This is a genomic window from Erythrobacter sp. HI0063, assembly GCF_001635685.1.
Classification (GTDB): Bacteria; Pseudomonadota; Alphaproteobacteria; order Sphingomonadales; family Sphingomonadaceae; genus Qipengyuania.
The window spans coordinates 20,989-39,510 of sequence record NZ_LWFF01000001.1 but is presented as its reverse complement, the minus strand read 5'-3'; the positions used below and the strand labels follow the sequence as shown (position 1 = coordinate 39,510).

Below are 18,522 nucleotides of genomic sequence, written 5' to 3'. Positions count from 1 at the left end.
CCAGCCTGTCCATGGTCCGGACGTCGTCGCAAGAACCCCTCGACCAGCGCTACGATGGCAGGCTCAAGCCTTAAGCCATTCGTGCCCTGCGCAACTAACCATCCAATCTTAGCGACGGCGAGCAAGAGACAGTCCAGCTCGACGTGATCGCGCAGGTTCCGCCAGGCTCCATCGCTGGCCGGCCGCGGAACGCTCGATTTCGCTGCGACGAGATCGAACGGCACGCCCATGCGCAACAAAAGCTGGCTGAGATGTGTCCAGGTTCTACCTCCCCCTTTCATCATCAGTCCGAGATCGAGATGCGGTCGAGGGCCTTTTCGGCCAGGCTGGTCGATGAGCTGCGGTGGCAGCCGGAGACCGTGGGCAATGCTAGCGTGCAGCAAGATCGGCACGTCGGTCGCCAATCCGCCATAGGTGATGACGGGTTTGTCGTCATTCGCTCGCAGATAATCGAATACCTTGCTGATTACGCCTTTTTCATCGATCCAGTCCCGTTCGCTCCAGCTGCCGATTTCGCCGGTGCTAACCCTGCCTTCCTCGTCGATGGTGAACTGGAACGCAGCTGCAGCCATGACACGTTTCACCGCGACCGCGTGACGACTGGAGCCAGGATCCATAGCCTGATGTAATTTGTAGAGGTTCTTGTCCCAGAAGAATTCCGCGTCGAGCGCGATATACGTTTTTGCCACTCCGCTTTTCCTTTCACTTAGTGTTGGCATCATCACGCTTCGTCAGAAGGGGAGCGGGCGCGCCCGCTCGAGCGCTCGCCATGCCTGCCACGCGGCGGCGAGCGATGTCCGCTGGTGCGGCGAACATTGCGACCACAGGAAGGCTGCCCACAGGCACTGTGCTTCCTCCGGTGCCCTGCGCGATCGTGACAGCATGTTTGAACCGGGACCGGCTCGCTCGATCCGGTATGCGGCAGAAATCTCTTCCAGCACGCTGTTTGCGCATTCGAGCGGGAGAATATCGAGGTCCGGACGACCTCGCTGAAGCAGTTGCAGGTCAGCCGGCGGCAGCGGTCCTCCGGCGGCGAATGCGTGCCGCAGGTAGTGCTGCGACGTGCGCGACGCCCGCGCGATCAATGTCGCACCTGTCGGAATGCGCTCGGCCAGTCCGCCCAGAATGTCGGCCCGGTTCGCTGTCCGATCGAACGCGCGGTGATCGACAGCGAACCTTGCGCCTCCCTTTTGTTCGCAGCGGACAGTGAAGATGGCGGTCGAACGAATAGCAGATCGCGGGCTGCTTTCGCCGGGATCGCGGATGATCGCGAGCGAGCACAGCACCCGCGGATGGCGCCTGTGGGAATGGGGCATGCTGAAAATCCTGTTCTGAAAAACGAGACAGGCGGCGCCTCCTGTTGGAGACGCCGCCTGCGTATTGGTGATGGTCGATGTGAAGCTGGTCAGGCCAAGAAGTCGGCGAAGGCCTGCGCGTCGGTGAACAGCCCAAAATAGCCGGCTTCCCACTGCTCAGGATCGACCTCCACCGTGCTCATCGCGGCGCGGATGTCCTGCCATGCACGTTCGACGCCGCGCTCGACCTTCGCACGCGATGGCACGGCGCACGATCGCAGCAGGCACCGCTTGTCGAGGCGGAAGGCATGACGACGATCGATGGTGACGAGAACGATCGGTTTACTACGGCTCAGGCGGCAAGGCTCGACCTGCATGATCTGCGCACCGTCCCTCGTCCGGTAGATCAGGGCGAGGCCGCCGCAGATGCGAGTTTGGTCATTGGCGAACAGCGCCATCAGCGAGTCCTGTCTTGCCTGCATCGCCGCCCGGGCGACCATCTCAAGCGCGGGTTCGGATGGATAGTCCATGGTGCCGATTGTCAGTGCATCGGTGCCGGCACCGGGGTCGGTGGGCAGGCCAAGCGCTTGCGACAGCGCACAGGTCAGCTGCTGGCGAGGGCAAGCCCCGCCGATATCGAGATCGATCATTCGTAATTCCTTATTGTGTATTTGGCGGCCTATTGGCCGGAGCCTTTTCCGTTCAGCCGGATGGCTCACGTTCCGTGCCTTCTTGAGGTCTACGCCTCTCAGGCCGGGGTCCAGGTCGTATGGAAGCGATACCGCTCGCTCGCGGGCAGCGGGACGATTACCGGGTCCTTCCCGATGGTCGACACGTACCAGTCGAGCTCGGCCTGATAGCCTTCGGCGCGCACGTGTTTGTGCCACACATCGTGCAGCCGCCCCCACGCCCAACGGTAACGCTGCTCACGCAGATCGTCCTTGTAACCGTATGGCGCTCCCTGCGCTTCGAACCTCCACGCTGGAGCGTCCATTGCCGCCAGAGTCTTGGCCATGATGGTCTCGCCATCGTCGCAGACGTGATCGAGCAGTTGGATCAGCGCGAGGACGTCATCCTTCGCACGGTGGGCAGACGGCATGTAGTAGCCAGCCTGGTTGAGCAGGTAGCCTTGCGGTCCCGGCTCGAAGCCAAGCTTGCGCCACGGTACGTCAGCCATTGCGCAGCCCCACGGCACGTTCACGTGCCGGCCGATCAGCTTCTCGACGAAGGGCCTGTCGAACCCGGCATTGTATGCCACCACCCCGTCGCAGGATGCCAGCATCTCTGCGACCTGTTCCTCGTCGATCGACCGTTCAGCAAGATCCTGATCGGTCAGCCCGGTCAGTTCGGCAATTTCTGCTGTCAGCGGATGACCGGGATCGACCAGCCCACTTCTGACGACTTCGACAGCGGCAATCCGTCCTGCATCGTTCACCAGCACGACTGCCATGCACAGTTCGATGATTTGGTGATGCCCTACGGCAAGGCCAGTGGTTTCGGTGTCGACCACAGCGATCCGGCGGACTGCATCACCCTCCGGTGCCGTACGTGGCCAGTCGTTCCGGCCACGGACTGGGCGAAGGATGCGCCGGTCGACCGGGCACGCTTCGACGCTGCCGGATACTTCCGGTCGTTGTTCAGAGTTTTTCACGTATTTACCTCGTGTCGCGAGGCCGACCGAGGGGCTTTTCCCCTCTACCTATCGACCTCGGACAGCGACGCTGGCCGAAACGACTTTTCCTGATGCGGTAACATGCGCGGCCATCCGCTTGACTTATGGAAAGTCCGGACCCGATACTGTGGTCTGAGCAAGCAATTGCTGCTTCCGACCCAATTCTGTCTTCTCCGCCAATGAAGCATCCCGTTCTCGCGCGGCCGCCGGAGACGCCTTGTCATCGGTTGCCAATTCACTGTTTTCTCCTTTCCGCGGCGCCAACGGCGCTTCCGCCGGACTCGAAAGCTGCGTGACCGAATATTGTTTCTCCGCCGGCGGTGCAGTGGCGACGGGGAATGCGGGGAATACCTCTCTTCTGGGAACCGCGCCGTCTTGGTTGAGATTTCGGTCCACCATTTGGTCGATCTCGTCGACTGCCTCCCGTCTCCCCATTATCAGAAATAGGAATAGGTTTCGCCGCCGGACTATTTCAGCCTCATCGTGAGGGTTTGGCGCCGACAGCCGAGCCATTTGGCCAAGGGCCAGCTGGACTTCCTCGTTGTCGGCCCATCTCTTCATCAGGGTTGTATTAGAAGCAGCTACGTCAGCCACCGCAATTCCGCCTTTGAGGCGTACGAGAATGGCGGGGTCGGCCGCCGCTATGCCCGCAAGGATGCCAAGCTCTTCGTGCTGCGCGTCGGCAATCTGCTTCAGCCTCTTTTGAGCATCTGGCTCTGCCAGTCGCGCCGCGACTAGCGGCGCCTTGGCATCGCTAGAATGAAGATGAAGTCGTCCGCTTTGGTCAGGGAAGAGGACAATCCGGCGCTGTTCCGCCCTTGCGATGAGATCGGCTACCGCAGTATCAAGGACCGGAGCCGGCGCATCCCGGGAAGCCGTATCGTCAGGTATCTCGCTCCTCATCACTTCATGGCCAATGAGGGAACTCGCTTTGGAGGATTGGTCGCCCGCGCCGCTAGCTTTCCCTGTAGGGAGGGAGACACGGTCCGACTGCTTCTGAATTGCTTTTTTGGACAATCCGCCGGAAGTCGCGTCTGCAGCGCGCGAGACGGAAGTCCGAGTTTCATTAGATTTGGGGGCTTCTGATCCAGGCATCGCGTCGACGATTGTGCCGATCGTGCCGTCGGATGTTCCAGAGCGGGACTGCTCGCTCGGTGCGCCCGATTGCGCTGACTGCCCCGCGATATCGGTGCCAGGATCGCGTGCGATTGCAACGCTTGGCGGTCCTTCGCGCGTTTCGGTGGGTGGGGAGCCAGTGGCGACTGGCTGTTCGCTCGAAACCGATTGCATTTGTCTCGCGCGGGCGATGTGAATTAGCCTCGATTTCTCATGCTGTGTAACCAGAATGATTTTCGTGGGAAGATCATGCCGCTGGCTGTCGGCGGGATCAATCGTCGCAACAAGGACCCCGGTCCCGTCGTCAAGCCGCCCAGGATGAAGATCGAACTGAACCTTCTTTTCGGCGATGACATCGATCCGGGCATTGGTCTCGCGTTCCCGCTGGCGTTCGCTGATTTCCGTGTTCGATTTCGAAGCCGATTGCGTCGCCACGGCCTTGATCGATGGTGAGGTTGGCGCGGCTGCGCTTTCTGGCGTCGGTTTGGAGGGCTGGCGCGAGGCTCTGGAAGGGTTCGATATGGTGTCGTCACTTCGATTTCCTCGGCCAGCAGTTTCGGAGTCACCTTGCGGTGCGCGGGCACTGAGCGGCAGGGCCTTTTCATCGTCGATTTGGATAGCAAACACCGGTTCAATGCGGAGGCCTGCTTTTAGCTCGAGCTCGGACAGCCGTTCCTCAAGCCGCGTGATGTGTCGGCCGGCTTCGACAGGGAGTTGAAACAGATCGCCCGCTAGATCCCGCATTCCGTTAATGTGGTCATGCGCGTGCTCGACCTGCCGACGCAGGGCATCCATCTTTCGCGAGTGATTTCGAGACTTTTTGTGCTCTGCGAGCATAAGCTTGCAGTTCCGGTCCACCATTGCGTTCGGTCGAGACAGAAGCCGTTCGACCTGCTCCCCCGCTTTATGCGAAATATTGCGGAGATGGGCGATATCGCGGCGAAGCGACATCAATTCACTCAGAACCGATAGCCGCTCGGCCTGATCGCTAAGAGTGCGTTTTACCGTTTCTTCCTCTTCCTCGGTGACATACGCACGTTGCGGAATGGCGGCGTCTTCGTCTTCCAGCAGATCGCGTCGCTGATAGGCTTGCATCGTTTCGTTGTCGGTGCCTCTGGGCGTGGGGATACCGAGGAGTTCGTTGGCATGGTCGGCAGCGAACAGCTTCTTGCCGGGCACCGCTTTTCGTCCCGCTTCGGCATGCTTGAGAGGATCGACCCTACGTTCGATCCCGTATCGCTCCAGTTCAAGATTGGTCAGATCGCATAGCCTCTTCCGGAGGCTGGGCACGAAGTCCTTACGCGTGACGCTCCGGTCCTTGCGTTGCACGAAAGGATATACGTGCCTCCGGTTGCGGCTCTTCGTGATCCAGGTGCCGCATACCTGAAAGTCCCACTTGCCCACTTGAGCCTGGATCGAAGGCTCGTTGAGCCACTTGGTTTTACGTTCGATCTTCGATGGCGGAATTTTGCCGTTGGCGTCCATACGGCTCAGGTGGGTCGTCGCTGTCCCGTCGAAGATACTAACCGGTCGATCATGATAGACGAGGTGAAAGTGCCAATTGCGATCGTCGTTGGTCGATCCCGGTGCATGCATCACAGCGATGTAGGGAAGACTGCGTTTCTCGAATTCTTCGCACATTTCTCTGATGATCCGGACGCGCCCCGCATTGTCGATCTCGTGGGGAAGTTCGCCGACCAGTCGGAATTGGACGTGGCCGCATTTGCCCGGATCGTAGGTAACGCCATTCTGGTCTGGCTTGCGCTTAACGCGATCATCCTTTTTGCGACGGTCACGCCATCCGAGTGAACGGATAACCCTAGCAATCGATTCCGCATCCGCTCCCGTCACGGCCAGTTTGCTTCCAGCGACGTTCGCGTTGAACTTTGCCAGCGACCTTCCGGGGGCAAGCTCCTCGCAGATTTTCGCCGTCAGCTTGGAATTTCGACTAAGGTCGATCTCAAGCGACGGTTTGCGCTCCACCTTCTCAACGTCGGCCAGTCCGGAAAATAGTGCGATGCGATCTGCTTTTGAACCCGGGATGTTCGTGAAGATCGCCTTTTCGTCTGCTTCGCCAGCAGCTTCCGCCACAGCGCTTTCCCGTTCCTGGTATTCGAGGAAGTCTTCGGCGCCGGACGGCGCAGCTGGCTTGAGCGCATCGAGAAGTTCGGCGGCGGCCTCCTCTCTCTCGATGTATATGATGTGATCGTCTGGGCTGACTTTGCGACCCTGAGCATTCGAACGGCCGTATTCGAGGTGAGCTCTGTTGATTGCTTCGAAGTCGAAATGGAGAGATGTAAACCCCTGCGCATTGATTGGTCGCCCTGGCCGGGTAATGGGCTGGTTGTAGCGAATGCGCTTCAAGTGTCCTGAGTCGTCGATCCAGATCGTCCGTGCCGGACGCTTCTTGTCTTTTCCGCCAACCTTGCCCGTAATGTGGCTGTCATCACCCACCCGGCGCTCGTGCGGAGCTAAAGATCCGACTAGTCCTGCAAGACTGGCGCGCGCTTTCGCCACGGACCCGCCCTCTATCTTGATGTGCTGTCTGACCGCCTCCCGGTTCAGAGGAGGAAGATTGCGGCTGCGATCAGCGAAAGCGGCCAGCTCGCGTTCGCGTTGTGCAAGAGTATCGACAGCTGGGTCAGGTTGATACCGCATGGAATGATTATCCCACATTCGCGATGCCAATCAAAGAATAATATTCAACGAATACAACAGTTTCCAATCGTCAAGTGTATGGCACATTAACGACAGTTGACCCTCAAGGTGCCGCCGCACCGCACTGGGCACTTCAGGTGACCGGCGTGGCCACGCCACGTAGCGCCGCACAATGCGGATGCTGCCCACGGCTGCATCCCACTTGTGCGATGTTGCGCAAAAAAATTTAGGGCAGTCAGCCTTTGCCAACCCTCGAACTGCAGTAAGGCGGTTGGTCTGCTCGAATTCCTGAAAACTATGTAAGAGCATCGGGACGATGGTCACGCTGCTAAACAAGTGTTTATGCGAGAGCATCGGGTCTTCGGACAGGTGTTTCGGACCGGCTTATAGCAAGCAGGACACCCTCCGGTCAGCCGACTGGGAGGACTCGGAACACCGTTACGATCTGTCGATGGGCAGAAGATTCGTTCGCGTCGGCACGAATTTCTGCCGCTGAGCGAGCCATTCCCGCGCGGTGTCGTTCTCGATGCCGCCACGCCCCTTGATGCCTGCTTTGGCGAGAGCATTCCGCGCCGCGACTTCGGTCATCTGGGCAAGGTAGGCGAGCTCTCGCACTGACAGCAGCGACCCAGGCTCAAATTCGAACTTCCAGCGCGCGAACGCGGTGCCGATGGTCACGCGCAACGCGCTGTCTGCGTCTGCCATTAGGGATAAGGTGCTGATCGTACCGGAGGACCCACCGTCCATGAGCGAGCGGAGATGGTCCCGCGTGTCAGGATGGAACGCCTCGGGCTGCCCGGTTTGGAAAGCCCAGTCGTAGCCCGCCTCGATCAAGGGGGTAGAGCGGAAGCGGGAGAGGTCGACCTCCGAAGGATCCGCGTCGTCGGATGACGGAAATCCCAGAAACGCCTCAGCCGCTTCGTCGCTTCCCCAGCGGGCGATCATGGCTGCCTTTGCGACCAAGGCTTTGCGCAGACCGTGCATGACTTCGTCACGCGAGAATGGCGTCAGGGGGCCCCCATCCGGGATATCGTCAGGGGAAGGCTCATGAACGTCGGAAAGGGTCAGCTTTCCTGCGCTGATCAACGAGGGAGGCGTTCCGTCACCTGCCGACATGCGGATAGAAAAGCCGTTGCGCACGAGCCGCAAAGCTTCGTCATAATCAGTGGTCAGGATTGCATTCTCGCGGTGATGCAGTTCGCTCCCAAAGGCCGGATCGCCGAGGACGAAGTTGCCCTGCTTGTCGCGATAGGGGCGCTCGGTCTTTCCGGTCTTGGGGTGCTTGCGGGTAATGATGGTGGCCACGGCTTCCGGTTCCAAGAAATTGCCATCTTATTACAAATATATTGCGAGGAGTATATCACTTCCGAGTATTACTGAGCACTCAGTCCACCAATAGCTCTCCGTCAAGCCAACTGACATTGCGCCACAATCCGGAGCGACGCGAAGCAATTTGAGATGCCTATCGGAGATCGTCGAGAAACTCGCTGCCGGGCGCGATACCGGTTACAAGCAATTGGTCACGCGCACGCGTGCATGCCACGTACAGCAAGTGTCGCTCCGTCTCGTATACACTTTCCATCTCGGCGACATCGCCGATCGAGGCTAGCCGCTGTGGATCGGGGATTACATCCTCGTCGCAAGCCATCACCGCTACCGCTCGAAATTCCAGTCCCTTCGCATCATGCATGACAGTTACGATGGGTGGCTCAAGATCGGGGGATGCGGCAACAGCGTTTTCGGCAACCTTTCGGGCGCGTTCAAGCTGATCGGGGCCGCGAACCAGCAATGCAATTTGCTTCGCAGGGATCCCTGAGGTCATGCACCGTTGAAGCCAGTTGCTCACAAAATCCGCTTCGGCTTCGGTGTCGTCCACCAGCCGGACTTCTGGAACGGGACCATCGAAGATTGACACCGTGCCACGGCGACCTTCCTCTACGCCATCCAGATCCGTAATCGCAGGCGGAAGCAGGCGGTCTGCCATTGCCCTGATCTGATGCGACGTGCGGTAATTCACCCGCAGCGAATGGCTGCGGCCCCGAATGTCGAGACCCAGCTTCGCCCAGCTGAAGGGCAGCCGGAATATGCGCTGCCCGATATCGCCAGCGAGAAAGAGGGCATCGTCTCGCCCATTGCCTACCGCGGCGAGGAAGCGGACCTGCGCGACGGTGAGATCCTGCGCTTCGTCGACGACAACATTCTCGAATGGAATTGTGCCGCCATCCTCGATCCACCCCGTCAGCCGTTTGTAGATCATCGCACGGCTGACCAAGCCACGCTCGGCCATCTGGGTTCGGACATAGTCGAATACGGTCCAAGCGGCCTCCCGTTGCTTTGGACCCAATCGGGTGCGGCGACCTATCCGGGGAAGTGTGGCGTAGCTTTCAGGGTCGGTTACGCCCCAAGCATCGACCAGCTCCTGCCATTCTTCGAATAGGAATTGCGGTGAAAGGTCGCCGCCAAGGTCCGCCGATATGGCTTCCTCAATCAGCCCCCGTATCTGGCCATGGTCGACAAGATCTGGCTCGCCGAACTGCTGGCAATACAACTCGACCGCTGCTTCATCGAGCGGCCGGACCGTAATGCGCTCACGCAACTCGGGAACAACCTGCGTCTGGATTTCGAGCTTTGCGGATAGTGCTAGCGCAAGCTCTGGGGAAAAGGTGGTCAGGAGAACGCGCGCGGTCTCGCTCTGCTCTGCAAGATGCACGGCGCGATGGAGTGCCACGATGGTCTTACCTGTTCCCGCTGATCCGGTAACGCGGGTCGGGCCGGTCACCTTTCGGCGCACGAGTTCCCGCTGCGCCGGGTGCAGGAAGACTGCCCATTTCTCGAAAGGAGCATCGAGCGCCGCGGTGAGTTCGTCGACATTGTCGAATACGCGGAAGCGGCGCTGTGCGTCTGGATGGTCGTAGGGATCGGCTCCCGGTTCGGCCGGGGTGACAATATGATCCTCAAGCTTCCCACCCGTCGCAAAATCATAAAGGGCTTCCGCAGCCTCCGCCGGAAGTCGGTCGAACAGGGAGTCGATCTCATCCTCCGGCATCACCTGCACATGCTTCAGCCATTCGCGTGGTACGCCGACATCGAGGAGCTGGTCGTCCGTCAACGACCAGAAGGGCTGGACCACTTCTCCAGCAGTTTCCATCGCGCTGGAATGGTCACCGTATTCAGGCTCGGCCTTCTCCCGACCCTCAATCACTTCCACGATCTGCATAGCGCCGGATCGTTCGTGGGGAATGAACTTGCGACGCTCTGCCCAACGGTAGGCGTCATCGTGGTGGCCGACATACGCTAGCAGGTTATCGTCGCCATCACGCCGCAGTATGATACGTAAGTCGCGCGATACACGCGCCGACCAGACCTTGTCGTCCCCTGCTCTGGTCAGCCGTTCCAGGCTGAGCCCGGTGCCTTTTGGGTCCATCATCAAATCGACGGTCGTTATCTTGACCTGCTTCTGCTCCTGATGGGTAAGCTTTGCGAGCGCATCGGCGAAGGTCGAGGCATAGAGGAGAGTCATTCAGTCACGTCGCCGTTCTGAACCCACCAGCGCCATTGTTGTTGAATGTCTTGAAGAATGTGCATTGAGGCTGCGTCAGGATTCTTCAGCCAGATATCTGAGAAATCAAATCCGCGCGAGCAAGCCAGCAAGTCTAGAACGTTGTTCTTACCGACTGCATCAAGCAATGCCCGAGCCGGCTTCTCCACATAGCTGAATATTGAGACACGCTTTCCCGCAGCACGCAATCTCGCGGCATGGGGGGCATGATCTCCATCGTTTGTCACTATCACGAAGAGATCGATCTTACTTTGTTCGTCTGTCCGGACAGCATCGAACCACAAGCTTGAATTGAGGTCCTCATCGACTGACTTCTCGCCAAAAATGCTTTTTGCATTTTCCCTCTGGAGACGTCGACGACCATACTGGGAAAGATTGCCTGCCTTCGACGCCAGCGCATTATAGAATGCTTCGGTGTCAGCGAACTTCCCATTTTCAATTTGCCGACGCTCATCTCCAATCCGACCGAGCAGACGCTCGTCGCGTTCCGTGCCCGCCGTTAGTTCATCCTCCCATGCTTGAAGGTCGCGTAACATTTGCGGTTTATCGTAGCTGGGCGCGAACACTACGCCATCATGAACTACGGAGACGAGGACCTTCTCACTCGCGTCGAAGTCGTTCCACTTGCCAAAAATGTCGCGATAATATGGGTTATCTATCAAATCAGCTTCACGTTTGGGTATAACAGGTTGTCCATACCTCTCGAACTTGCGCTCGACGCTCTGCACCACAGGCCCGACTGACCATTCGAGAAGACCAGCAAGAATTTCTGCAAGCCTTTCAGGCGTCGGCTCGAAATCAAATATTTCAAACCACGGGTCGCTCTTGGGGAAGGCGGCGCGCACTTTCCGCCAATGTTTTCGATGCAACTCAGCCACGGCTTTTGCCAACAAATAGCCGTGGTAACCGTCGATGTAGAATCTGACGCGGATCGGTTCTTTCGATGCGCCATCGAGTATATCCGACCGCACGCCTAAACCTCCAGCACCTTCATCACCTCGTCCCCGAGATGGTTCACCACTTTCACCGCAACCCTGCCGTCCTTCGGTTTCGCAAACGACCGTGAACGCACTCGATTCAGGCTGTCCCACGCTTCCTGATCCACTTCCGCCTTCAGTGTCGTCTTCAGCGCCTTGTAGGGATCGTTCGCGCCGGGGAAGTAGGCGTGGCGGACGAAGAAGCTTTCGTAGTTGTAGTCGGTGTCGATGAACCACACGGCGATGTCGTCGGCATCGCCGCTTTCGATCTGGCCGCCCTTATACATATCAACGCCCATCACCTCGATGCTGACCATGCCGTCGCCCTCATCATGCACGTGAATGTCTGGCTCACCGAATACGGTGAACAGATTGCCTGCTCCCGTATTCGCAAGGTCGGGCATGTGCAGGTCGGGGTTGATCCGCGCTTGCAGGACGGTGAGCGGGCCCATCTTCGTGACCTCGCCAGCATGGGCATCGAAATTGAACGCAGCCGCTATCAGGATGTCGAAGCCGTTCTCCTGAGCCTCGCGTGCCGCGGCGACGACCTGCGGGCGCGTGATGGTGCCGTATTCGGGTCCGACAAAGATGGCGGCGCGGCGGGTCGGGCCGGCTTCAGTTTCCTCCTCGTCCTCGGCTTCGGTGAGCGATTTCTGGCGGACAGTCCCCTCGGCGACGATCCATTCGCCCGGCCACAGCTTCATGCTTTCGAATACGAGCTTGTCGTCCTTGGCGCGCTGCTGGACGCCCGAGCGCTTCAAGTTTTCCAGCACCATTTCCGCGAAGTCGGCGCGTTCGCCGCTTTCGCCCTTCTTGGCCCTGCCTTCGGCCGCTTCGATCTCGTCGAACAGGCTGTCGTCCACGTCCACGGCGGGGACGCGGTGGGGGCTGAGGCTTTCGACCGTGAACGGGCCGGCCACGCGGACGCGGGACTTGTCCTCGTAGGGCTGGTCGTAGAGATATTCGGTGTCTGCCTTAGCGGCGATGCTGGCGTCGATTTCCTGCTGGCGTTCGATGCGCAGCTTCCACCATTCGGCGTGAAGCTTCTCACAATCCGGGTCGTTCCAGGGATCGACGGGATGTTCTGGCAGCGTATCGAGCGTGTAATCGCGATCCATCGCCTCGTTCACGGCATTCAGCCATTTGATGCGGGTCGCGGGGCTGGCGCTTTCATTGCGCGCCTTCTCCAGCGCCTTTGCGGCATCGTCGGGCCACGGCGCGCCGGGTTCGCGCGGCATGGTCCATTCCTCGAACGGCGGCAGCTCGGGGTCGGAGCCATCGCGGCCGCGCATGGCGTTGATCTCGGCGCGCAAGGGTTCGAGCTTTTCCTGATACTCCTCCCAGATCGTGTCGATCTCGGCGTTGTTGGCGATGCTCTTCAGCGTGATGTGCGGCACGCGCTTGTAGACGAAGCCTTGGCGGATGCGGCCCTGCGTCGGCGTGTCTCGCGGCGGGGTGCGGGTGATCTCGCCTTCCTTCACCTGCCCCTCGCGGCTGTCGGCGAGCAGATACCAGGGATAGCGCGCGCCCATGATCCTCGCCCGGGCGAGCGCGAGTGCGACCCGGCTCGTGTCGATCGTGATCCACCGCCGTCCCCATTGCTCGGCGACATAGGCAGTGGTGCCGGACCCGCAGGTGGGATCGAGCACCAGATCGCCAGGGTCGGTGGTCATCAGGATGCAGCGTTCAATGACCTTCCGTGAGGTTTGAACGACATAAACCTTGTCTTCGGCAAAACTGCCCAGAAAAGTATCGGTCCAAAGGGCGCTAATCGGTGATACCGGATAGTCGTCAAGGTAATTCATCTGTGAGAGACTATTGGAAGCGACGTGCAGCCGTGAAGCCTTTCCCATTCGCTCCATACCTGCGGCCGTCGTTTTCCAAGGTCGATTGTAAACCTTTCCGCCGAACTGGAAATCAAACTGGGGATTGCCTTGAGTAGTGACGTTTCCAGGCCGATAGACGCGACTACCATCTGGTATGAGACCAGATGCTTTCTCTTCTGCGGTCATGCCACGGCGGGTTCCATCTGTAAGCTCCAGCCATGTAAATGTTTTTGAAGAGCCATCGAAGGCGTCTTTGCCGGTATATAACTGGCGATACTTTGTAAGTTCTCGGTTCTTCCCATACCAAATTACATAGTCGGTTTGCGTCGCCAGAAAATTCTGTTTGATGCCCCCAGTTGTCACATGGGCGATGAGAGTGATGAAATTTTCTTCCCCAAACACCTCGTCCATCAGCGCGCGGACGCGATGGACGTTCTCGTCGCCGATCTGGACGAAGACGCTGCCGCTCTCGGTCAGCAGATCGCGCGCCACGGTCAGGCGGTCGCGCAGATAAGTGAGGTAGGAGTGGATGCCGTCCGCCCAGGTGTCGCGGAAGGCCTTCACCTGCTCGGGCTCGCGCGTCAGGTGATCGGCCTTGCCGTCCTTTACGTCGCGCGACGTGGTGGACCACTGGAAGTTGGAGTTGAATTTGATGCCATAGGGCGGGTCGATATAGATGCACTGCACCTGGCCCTTCAGCCCCTCGCGCTCGGCCAGCGATGCCATCACCTTCAGCCCGTCGCCCAGGATCATGCGGTTGGACCAGTGTTGATCGTGCGCGTAGAACTCGGTCCGCGCCTCCGGATCGACTCCGTTGAAATCGGCGAAGAGGTCGGGCGCGTCGTCGGCATCGGCGCGGGTGGAGGCGAGCTTCAGATCCTCGATCAACGCCTTGGGATGGATCTTCTCCTGGATATAGAGCGGCGGCGCCTCGACCACGAGGTCCGACCAGTCCGCAACATCTTTCCCCCGCCACACCAGCTGCGGATCGAGATCGCGATTGCGCCGCTCATAGGCGACCTCGATCGGCCGCTTGGTCTCGGCATCGACGAAGGTTTCGAGCTCCGCCGTGGGCGCGTTCTTGCGCGTGGCCTCGTCGTGGGTAAGCGTTTCGACGCGGAGGGGTTTTTTGGCCATCAGGCTTGTTCCTCAAGGGCGAGGTGCCGCTGAACTGCGACCTCGTATTTGTTTGTCTGTTGGGCGAGCCATGTGGCCGCGGCTTCGATATCGGCAGGGTCGGACCAGTCGACTTGGCGGTTCGCAAGGAACGGGAAGTTCGCATCTCCCAGTTCCGGCCCGAGTTCGGCGGTCAGACCGGCAGCTGCCGCCTCGAGACGGGGCAAGGTGATTTCGCCGCCCTTGCCCCGCTCTCCGCGTATGAACAGGCCAACGCCGTAGTCCGATACGTAACGCGAGATGACGACCCCCGCCTCGCGGACAGGACGCCAGCGAGTGCCTCCACCGGCACCTGCCTTGAGGTCGCTCTCCACGCGCGGATCGATCTCGGCATAGGCCGGCCAAAAGAGCTCGCGCCGTTCCGCCGCCTCGCCCGAGACTGACGAACGCACGGCCCGGGCCTTCGACTGCAGTCGCTTGTCCCAGCTATTGGGCTTTTCCAACACCTCGAAGAGGGGCGCGAGCGGACTGTCGGCAATCTGCACTACGCGGAGCTTCACCGCGAAGAAGGAGAACGTTTCGTCGGTATGCTGGTTAAGCCAGCGGACGGCCGAAAGGTGTTCCTCGCGGAAATTCGGAGCCAGCCATACGACTACGTGAGCATCCAGTCCGGCCAGATACGTCATGACCTGGCCGAGGTGGGTATGATCGGAAGCCTCAAGCTGGTTTTCGATCAAAACGACCGAACTGTCCGCTGGGTTGGTGGCGAGTATATCGGCCGAGTAACGGCCATTGCGAACTTCGCGACCGGTCAACTCGAGCGGAATACCGAGAGCATCGGACAGGCGGTCTAGGTTGTCGGCAAGCCATGGGGTGAAGTCATGCGCTTCATGACCCCATGCTGAGCGTGCTTCGATATCGACCAGGGTGCCGAATGATACTGAAGGGTCTGTCACGCGGCGCCTTCCTCGGTCGCTACTTTGCTCAGCCATTCGGTGATGACACCCTCGAACTCGGTCTGGATCGTCCACTTGTCGGTGAATTCGGCAAAGGCCCAGCGTCCCATGGTGCCGAGATTGTTTACCCCAGGCACCCAGTAGGTCGCCATCGTATCTGCCTTGTCCTTGGCATCTTCGTTGCGGAAGCCTTTGATCTCGACAACGAGATTCAGTGGATCGTCCGCCCCCTTTCCATCGTCGACTTGCAGGATGAAGTCCGGTCGATATCGGCGGGCCTCGCCGCCAGCGCGATACGGAACTTCGAAGCCAAGGTTGTGGTTCTTGACCCATGCCAGCACGCGCGGATGTGCGTCGGCGACGCGGCAGAATTCCAGCTCCCAGTCGCTGTCTGCGATAGCGTAATTGATGTGGCATTTCTGCCCGGTCTCGTATCGGTCCTGGCTCGTATTGAAACCGACATGCCGTGTTGAACCCTCCCGGTTGTAAGGGTCGAGCATAGCAATCACGCGGTTGCCGCCTTCGGTCCCGCGCGTAATCGCCGCCATAATTCGGTCGGCCACCCGGTCCGCGATGTCGTAATAGAGCAGCTGCGCTTGCTGCGTATTGCCCTTGCAGACGAGATGTTCGCTCATCCAGCGGCGCACGATCTTGCGCATTTCCATGATAAGCGCTGGGTTCGGCACCTCGCCATCCTCGGTGAGACGGCGCCGCACGATGCGATCCGCGAGACGTAGCTGAATCGTTGCGGGACGAGTATCCGCGAGATGATCGAGGTTCATCTCGGCCTCTTCGCCGACAATCCCTGAGTTCACCGTCTGCGCGGCCCCGACAAGATCAGGGGTCAGTTCCAGCGTCGAATCATCGGTGAACTCGGCGCGCAGCGTATCGCGCGGCAGTTCGGTTCGATACCCTTCGACCCGCGGGAAGCGGATCTCGACGTCGTCGCGTTCCGGACTGATTGCCTCGACACGCACCATGGGTGGCGGTGGTTTAATCGTGGCATTCTGGGGCTGTGCCGTGAAGTCGAACGGAATGCCGAAGATGTCGGCGTATTCGACGTCAAAGCGATCCTCGTCGTTCAACCGATAGGAAACGCGGCGCAGCGCGCGACCGATGACCTGTTCACATAGAAGCTGCGTGCCGAACGCACGGACACCCAGAACGTGAGTGACCGTATTCGCGTCCCAGCCCTCGGTCAGCATCGATACCGATACGACGCATCGTATTGCCTCGCCAAGCTGGCCAGGACGACCAACGGTGTTCATGACTTCGCGCAGGATAGCGGTATCGTCGATCTTCTCAGCCGCAGCCCGATCGCCCGTGCGCTGGACCAGCTCGTCCTTGAACCGGGCGATTTCCGGTTCTGCGGCAGCTTTGAATTCCGCACTGATCGCCTCGCCGCTTTCGATCTGCTGGCTGTCGATCAGCAGGGTCCGCATCTTCGGCAGGGCAACGCCGTCCGGGTCGAAATTGCGGAACAACTTGCATGCGCCTGCCATAAGGCGCTTGTTGCCGTCCTTATCCTCGATCTCGTAGCCAGCGATGTAATCGTGAACCAGCTTGCTGGTGGCTGTGTTGTTGCAGACGACGATGAAGACCGGCTCGACGCCGAGGCCGTGCTCCTTCCAGGTCTCGAAGGTCTTCTCGTAGTGGCCGTAAAGCGCGTCGATCGCGGAGAGAAGTTCGTTGGGCAGCTTCTGCGGATCATCGAAGCCGGATTTAGCCCGGCCTTTCTTGGGGAGCTTCGTCCCGACATGCTCCCAGAGGTTGCGGAACATCGGCGTGTCGCCGCCCTCGACATTGTCCATGATGGGCACACGCGGCAGCTTGACAATACCGCACTCGATCGCGTCCATGAGCGAGAAATCGCTCATCACCCAGCCGAAGAGCGAACCTTCCCGGTATCCTGATCCCCGCAGAAAGAAGGGCGTCGCCGACAGGTCGTAGACGATGTTGAGACCGAGCGTCCGTTTCACCGCTTCGAGCCCACTGATCCACAAGCGCGCCGCTTCATTGGCTTCCTTGGCTTCCGCCTTTTCGTCGCCTTTGAGCGCCTTTTCCTCTTCCGGCGACAGCGGGCGTTCGCGATAGCAGTGATGCGCTTCGTCGTTGAGGACGACGACGTTCTTCATGCCCAGCAAGGGTCCGGCCACCCGCCGGAGCATGGAGCCGTCGCTCTCCTTCTTGGGCTCGGTGGCCAAGGCTGCCTGCTGGACCTTGTTGAGGCTCACCTCGTCCTTTTTCTTGAAGGAATGGTAGTTGGTTATGACGATCTTTGCCTGCCCTAGATCGCGGAGCATATCCTCGGGCACGATGTGCCGAGTGCTGTAATAGCTCTCAGGATCATTCGGCTGCAGGACGCGCAGGCGGTCCTTGATGGTGATGCCAGGGGCGACGATCAGGAAACCCTTGGAGAAGCGCTTGGCGTTGGGATGGCGAACGGCGTTGAGCGTGTGCCATGCGATAAGCATGGCCATGACTGTCGTCTTGCCGGCACCAGTTGCCAGCTTCAGCGCCATGCGAACGAGGTCGGGGTTCGACGCCTCATTGGCCGCGAACAGATGCTCCCAATAGCGCTGCGCGGTAGCGAGCTTCGCCTTGCGCCCTTTATGCTCGGGCTTGCCCGCCACTTCGGTCAGCCAGATTACGGTCTCGACCGCCTCGATCTGGCAGAAGAACGGAGGAAGCGGCATTTCGCCGGAGCGCCAATGGCGCAAGAGACGCGCGGTTGTAGGCGTTACCTGCCATTGGCTTTCTGGAAGCTCCCGCCACGTATCGACGGCCTGACGGATACCGTTGATGATCTCTGTCGGATCATAGATGTCGCCCAGCGCGTCCGCGAAAATGTCAGCCTGCGCTGCGCTCTTGCCGCGCGTCGCTCTGGGCTTGGGTATGGGTGTCGTAAGGTCGCTCCGGCGACGACCACTCTCGACTACGCCGGTGGGCTGCCCTCCATCGCCCAACTGCCAATGCCGTTCTGGGCATCGATAGGGCGAATTGAGTATTGGTGAATCGAAAAACGCCTCGGTACTCACAACACCCACCCCGTTTTTGGCATCTATTGCGCTTCACGAATCTCTGTTTGGAGACAGCGCTCTAAGCCCATTAACTGCCTTTACTCGATGGAAAAATCGACCCCCACCGTTCCGCTTTCCATAGGCGCGTGCCGAGGCCTCGGTCTCTGCGCAGGTCAGGGACGGCCTTTGACGGGTCCAATGGGAGGCTTCGAATTGACCGTCCCTTCGAGCACACTTTTGCTCACGCTGTGGGGTAAGATGGAACGGATAAATTTATCCTCGCACCGTGCCACAGATTGTGCCACAAATTGTGCCACACGCTTCGTC

11 protein-coding genes are annotated in these 18,522 nt (G+C 59.6%); all 11 read right to left on the bottom strand.

Features of this window, described 5'->3' with window-relative positions:
• The coding region (locus tag A3736_RS00125; RefSeq protein WP_067677605.1) for a hypothetical protein at positions 1-689 on the bottom strand (689 nt) is incomplete at its 3' end.
• 42 nt (positions 690-731) lie between these two features.
• Positions 732-1,316 (bottom strand): hypothetical protein, encoded by a 585-nt coding sequence (locus A3736_RS00120; protein ID WP_067677600.1) that lies wholly within the window; start codon positions 1,314-1,316, stop codon positions 732-734.
• A gap of 89 nt (positions 1,317-1,405) precedes the next feature.
• Positions 1,406-1,945, bottom strand: a complete 540-nt coding sequence (locus tag A3736_RS00115) for a hypothetical protein (protein ID WP_067677597.1) — start codon at positions 1,943-1,945, stop codon at positions 1,406-1,408.
• Between the two features lie 98 nt (positions 1,946-2,043).
• Complete coding sequence (locus A3736_RS00110; RefSeq protein ID WP_082851212.1) at positions 2,044-2,946, bottom strand: 3'-5' exonuclease; 903 nt, start codon at positions 2,944-2,946, stop codon at positions 2,044-2,046.
• 123 nt (positions 2,947-3,069) lie between these two features.
• Positions 3,070-6,741: a MobA/MobL family protein gene (locus A3736_RS00105; RefSeq protein ID WP_067677591.1), complete on the bottom strand. Its 3,672-nt coding sequence runs from the start codon at positions 6,739-6,741 to the stop codon at positions 3,070-3,072.
• A 438-nt stretch (positions 6,742-7,179) separates the two neighbouring features.
• On the bottom strand, positions 7,180-8,061 hold the full coding sequence (locus A3736_RS00100; protein ID WP_067677589.1) for a hypothetical protein: 882 nt from the start codon (positions 8,059-8,061) through the stop codon (positions 7,180-7,182).
• 142 nt (positions 8,062-8,203) lie between these two features.
• Positions 8,204-10,261, bottom strand: a complete 2,058-nt coding sequence (locus tag A3736_RS00095; protein WP_067677588.1) for a 3'-5' exonuclease — start codon at positions 10,259-10,261, stop codon at positions 8,204-8,206.
• Complete coding sequence (locus A3736_RS00090; RefSeq protein ID WP_156501882.1) at positions 10,258-11,271, bottom strand: NYN domain-containing protein; 1,014 nt, start codon at positions 11,269-11,271, stop codon at positions 10,258-10,260. Before A3736_RS00090 ends, A3736_RS00095 begins: the two co-directional genes overlap by 4 nt.
• 2 nt (positions 11,272-11,273) lie before the next feature.
• Positions 11,274-14,240 (bottom strand): site-specific DNA-methyltransferase, encoded by a 2,967-nt coding sequence (locus tag A3736_RS00085; RefSeq protein WP_067677582.1) that lies wholly within the window; start codon positions 14,238-14,240, stop codon positions 11,274-11,276.
• Complete coding sequence (locus A3736_RS00080) at positions 14,240-15,211, bottom strand: hypothetical protein (protein ID WP_197465414.1); 972 nt, start codon at positions 15,209-15,211, stop codon at positions 14,240-14,242. Before A3736_RS00080 ends, A3736_RS00085 begins: the two co-directional genes overlap by 1 nt.
• Positions 15,172-18,213: a BPTD_3080 family restriction endonuclease gene (locus A3736_RS00075; RefSeq protein WP_082851211.1), complete on the bottom strand. Its 3,042-nt coding sequence runs from the start codon at positions 18,211-18,213 to the stop codon at positions 15,172-15,174. The genes A3736_RS00080 and A3736_RS00075 overlap by 40 nt, the downstream gene beginning before the upstream one ends.
• Between the last annotated feature and the right edge of the window lie 309 nt (positions 18,214-18,522).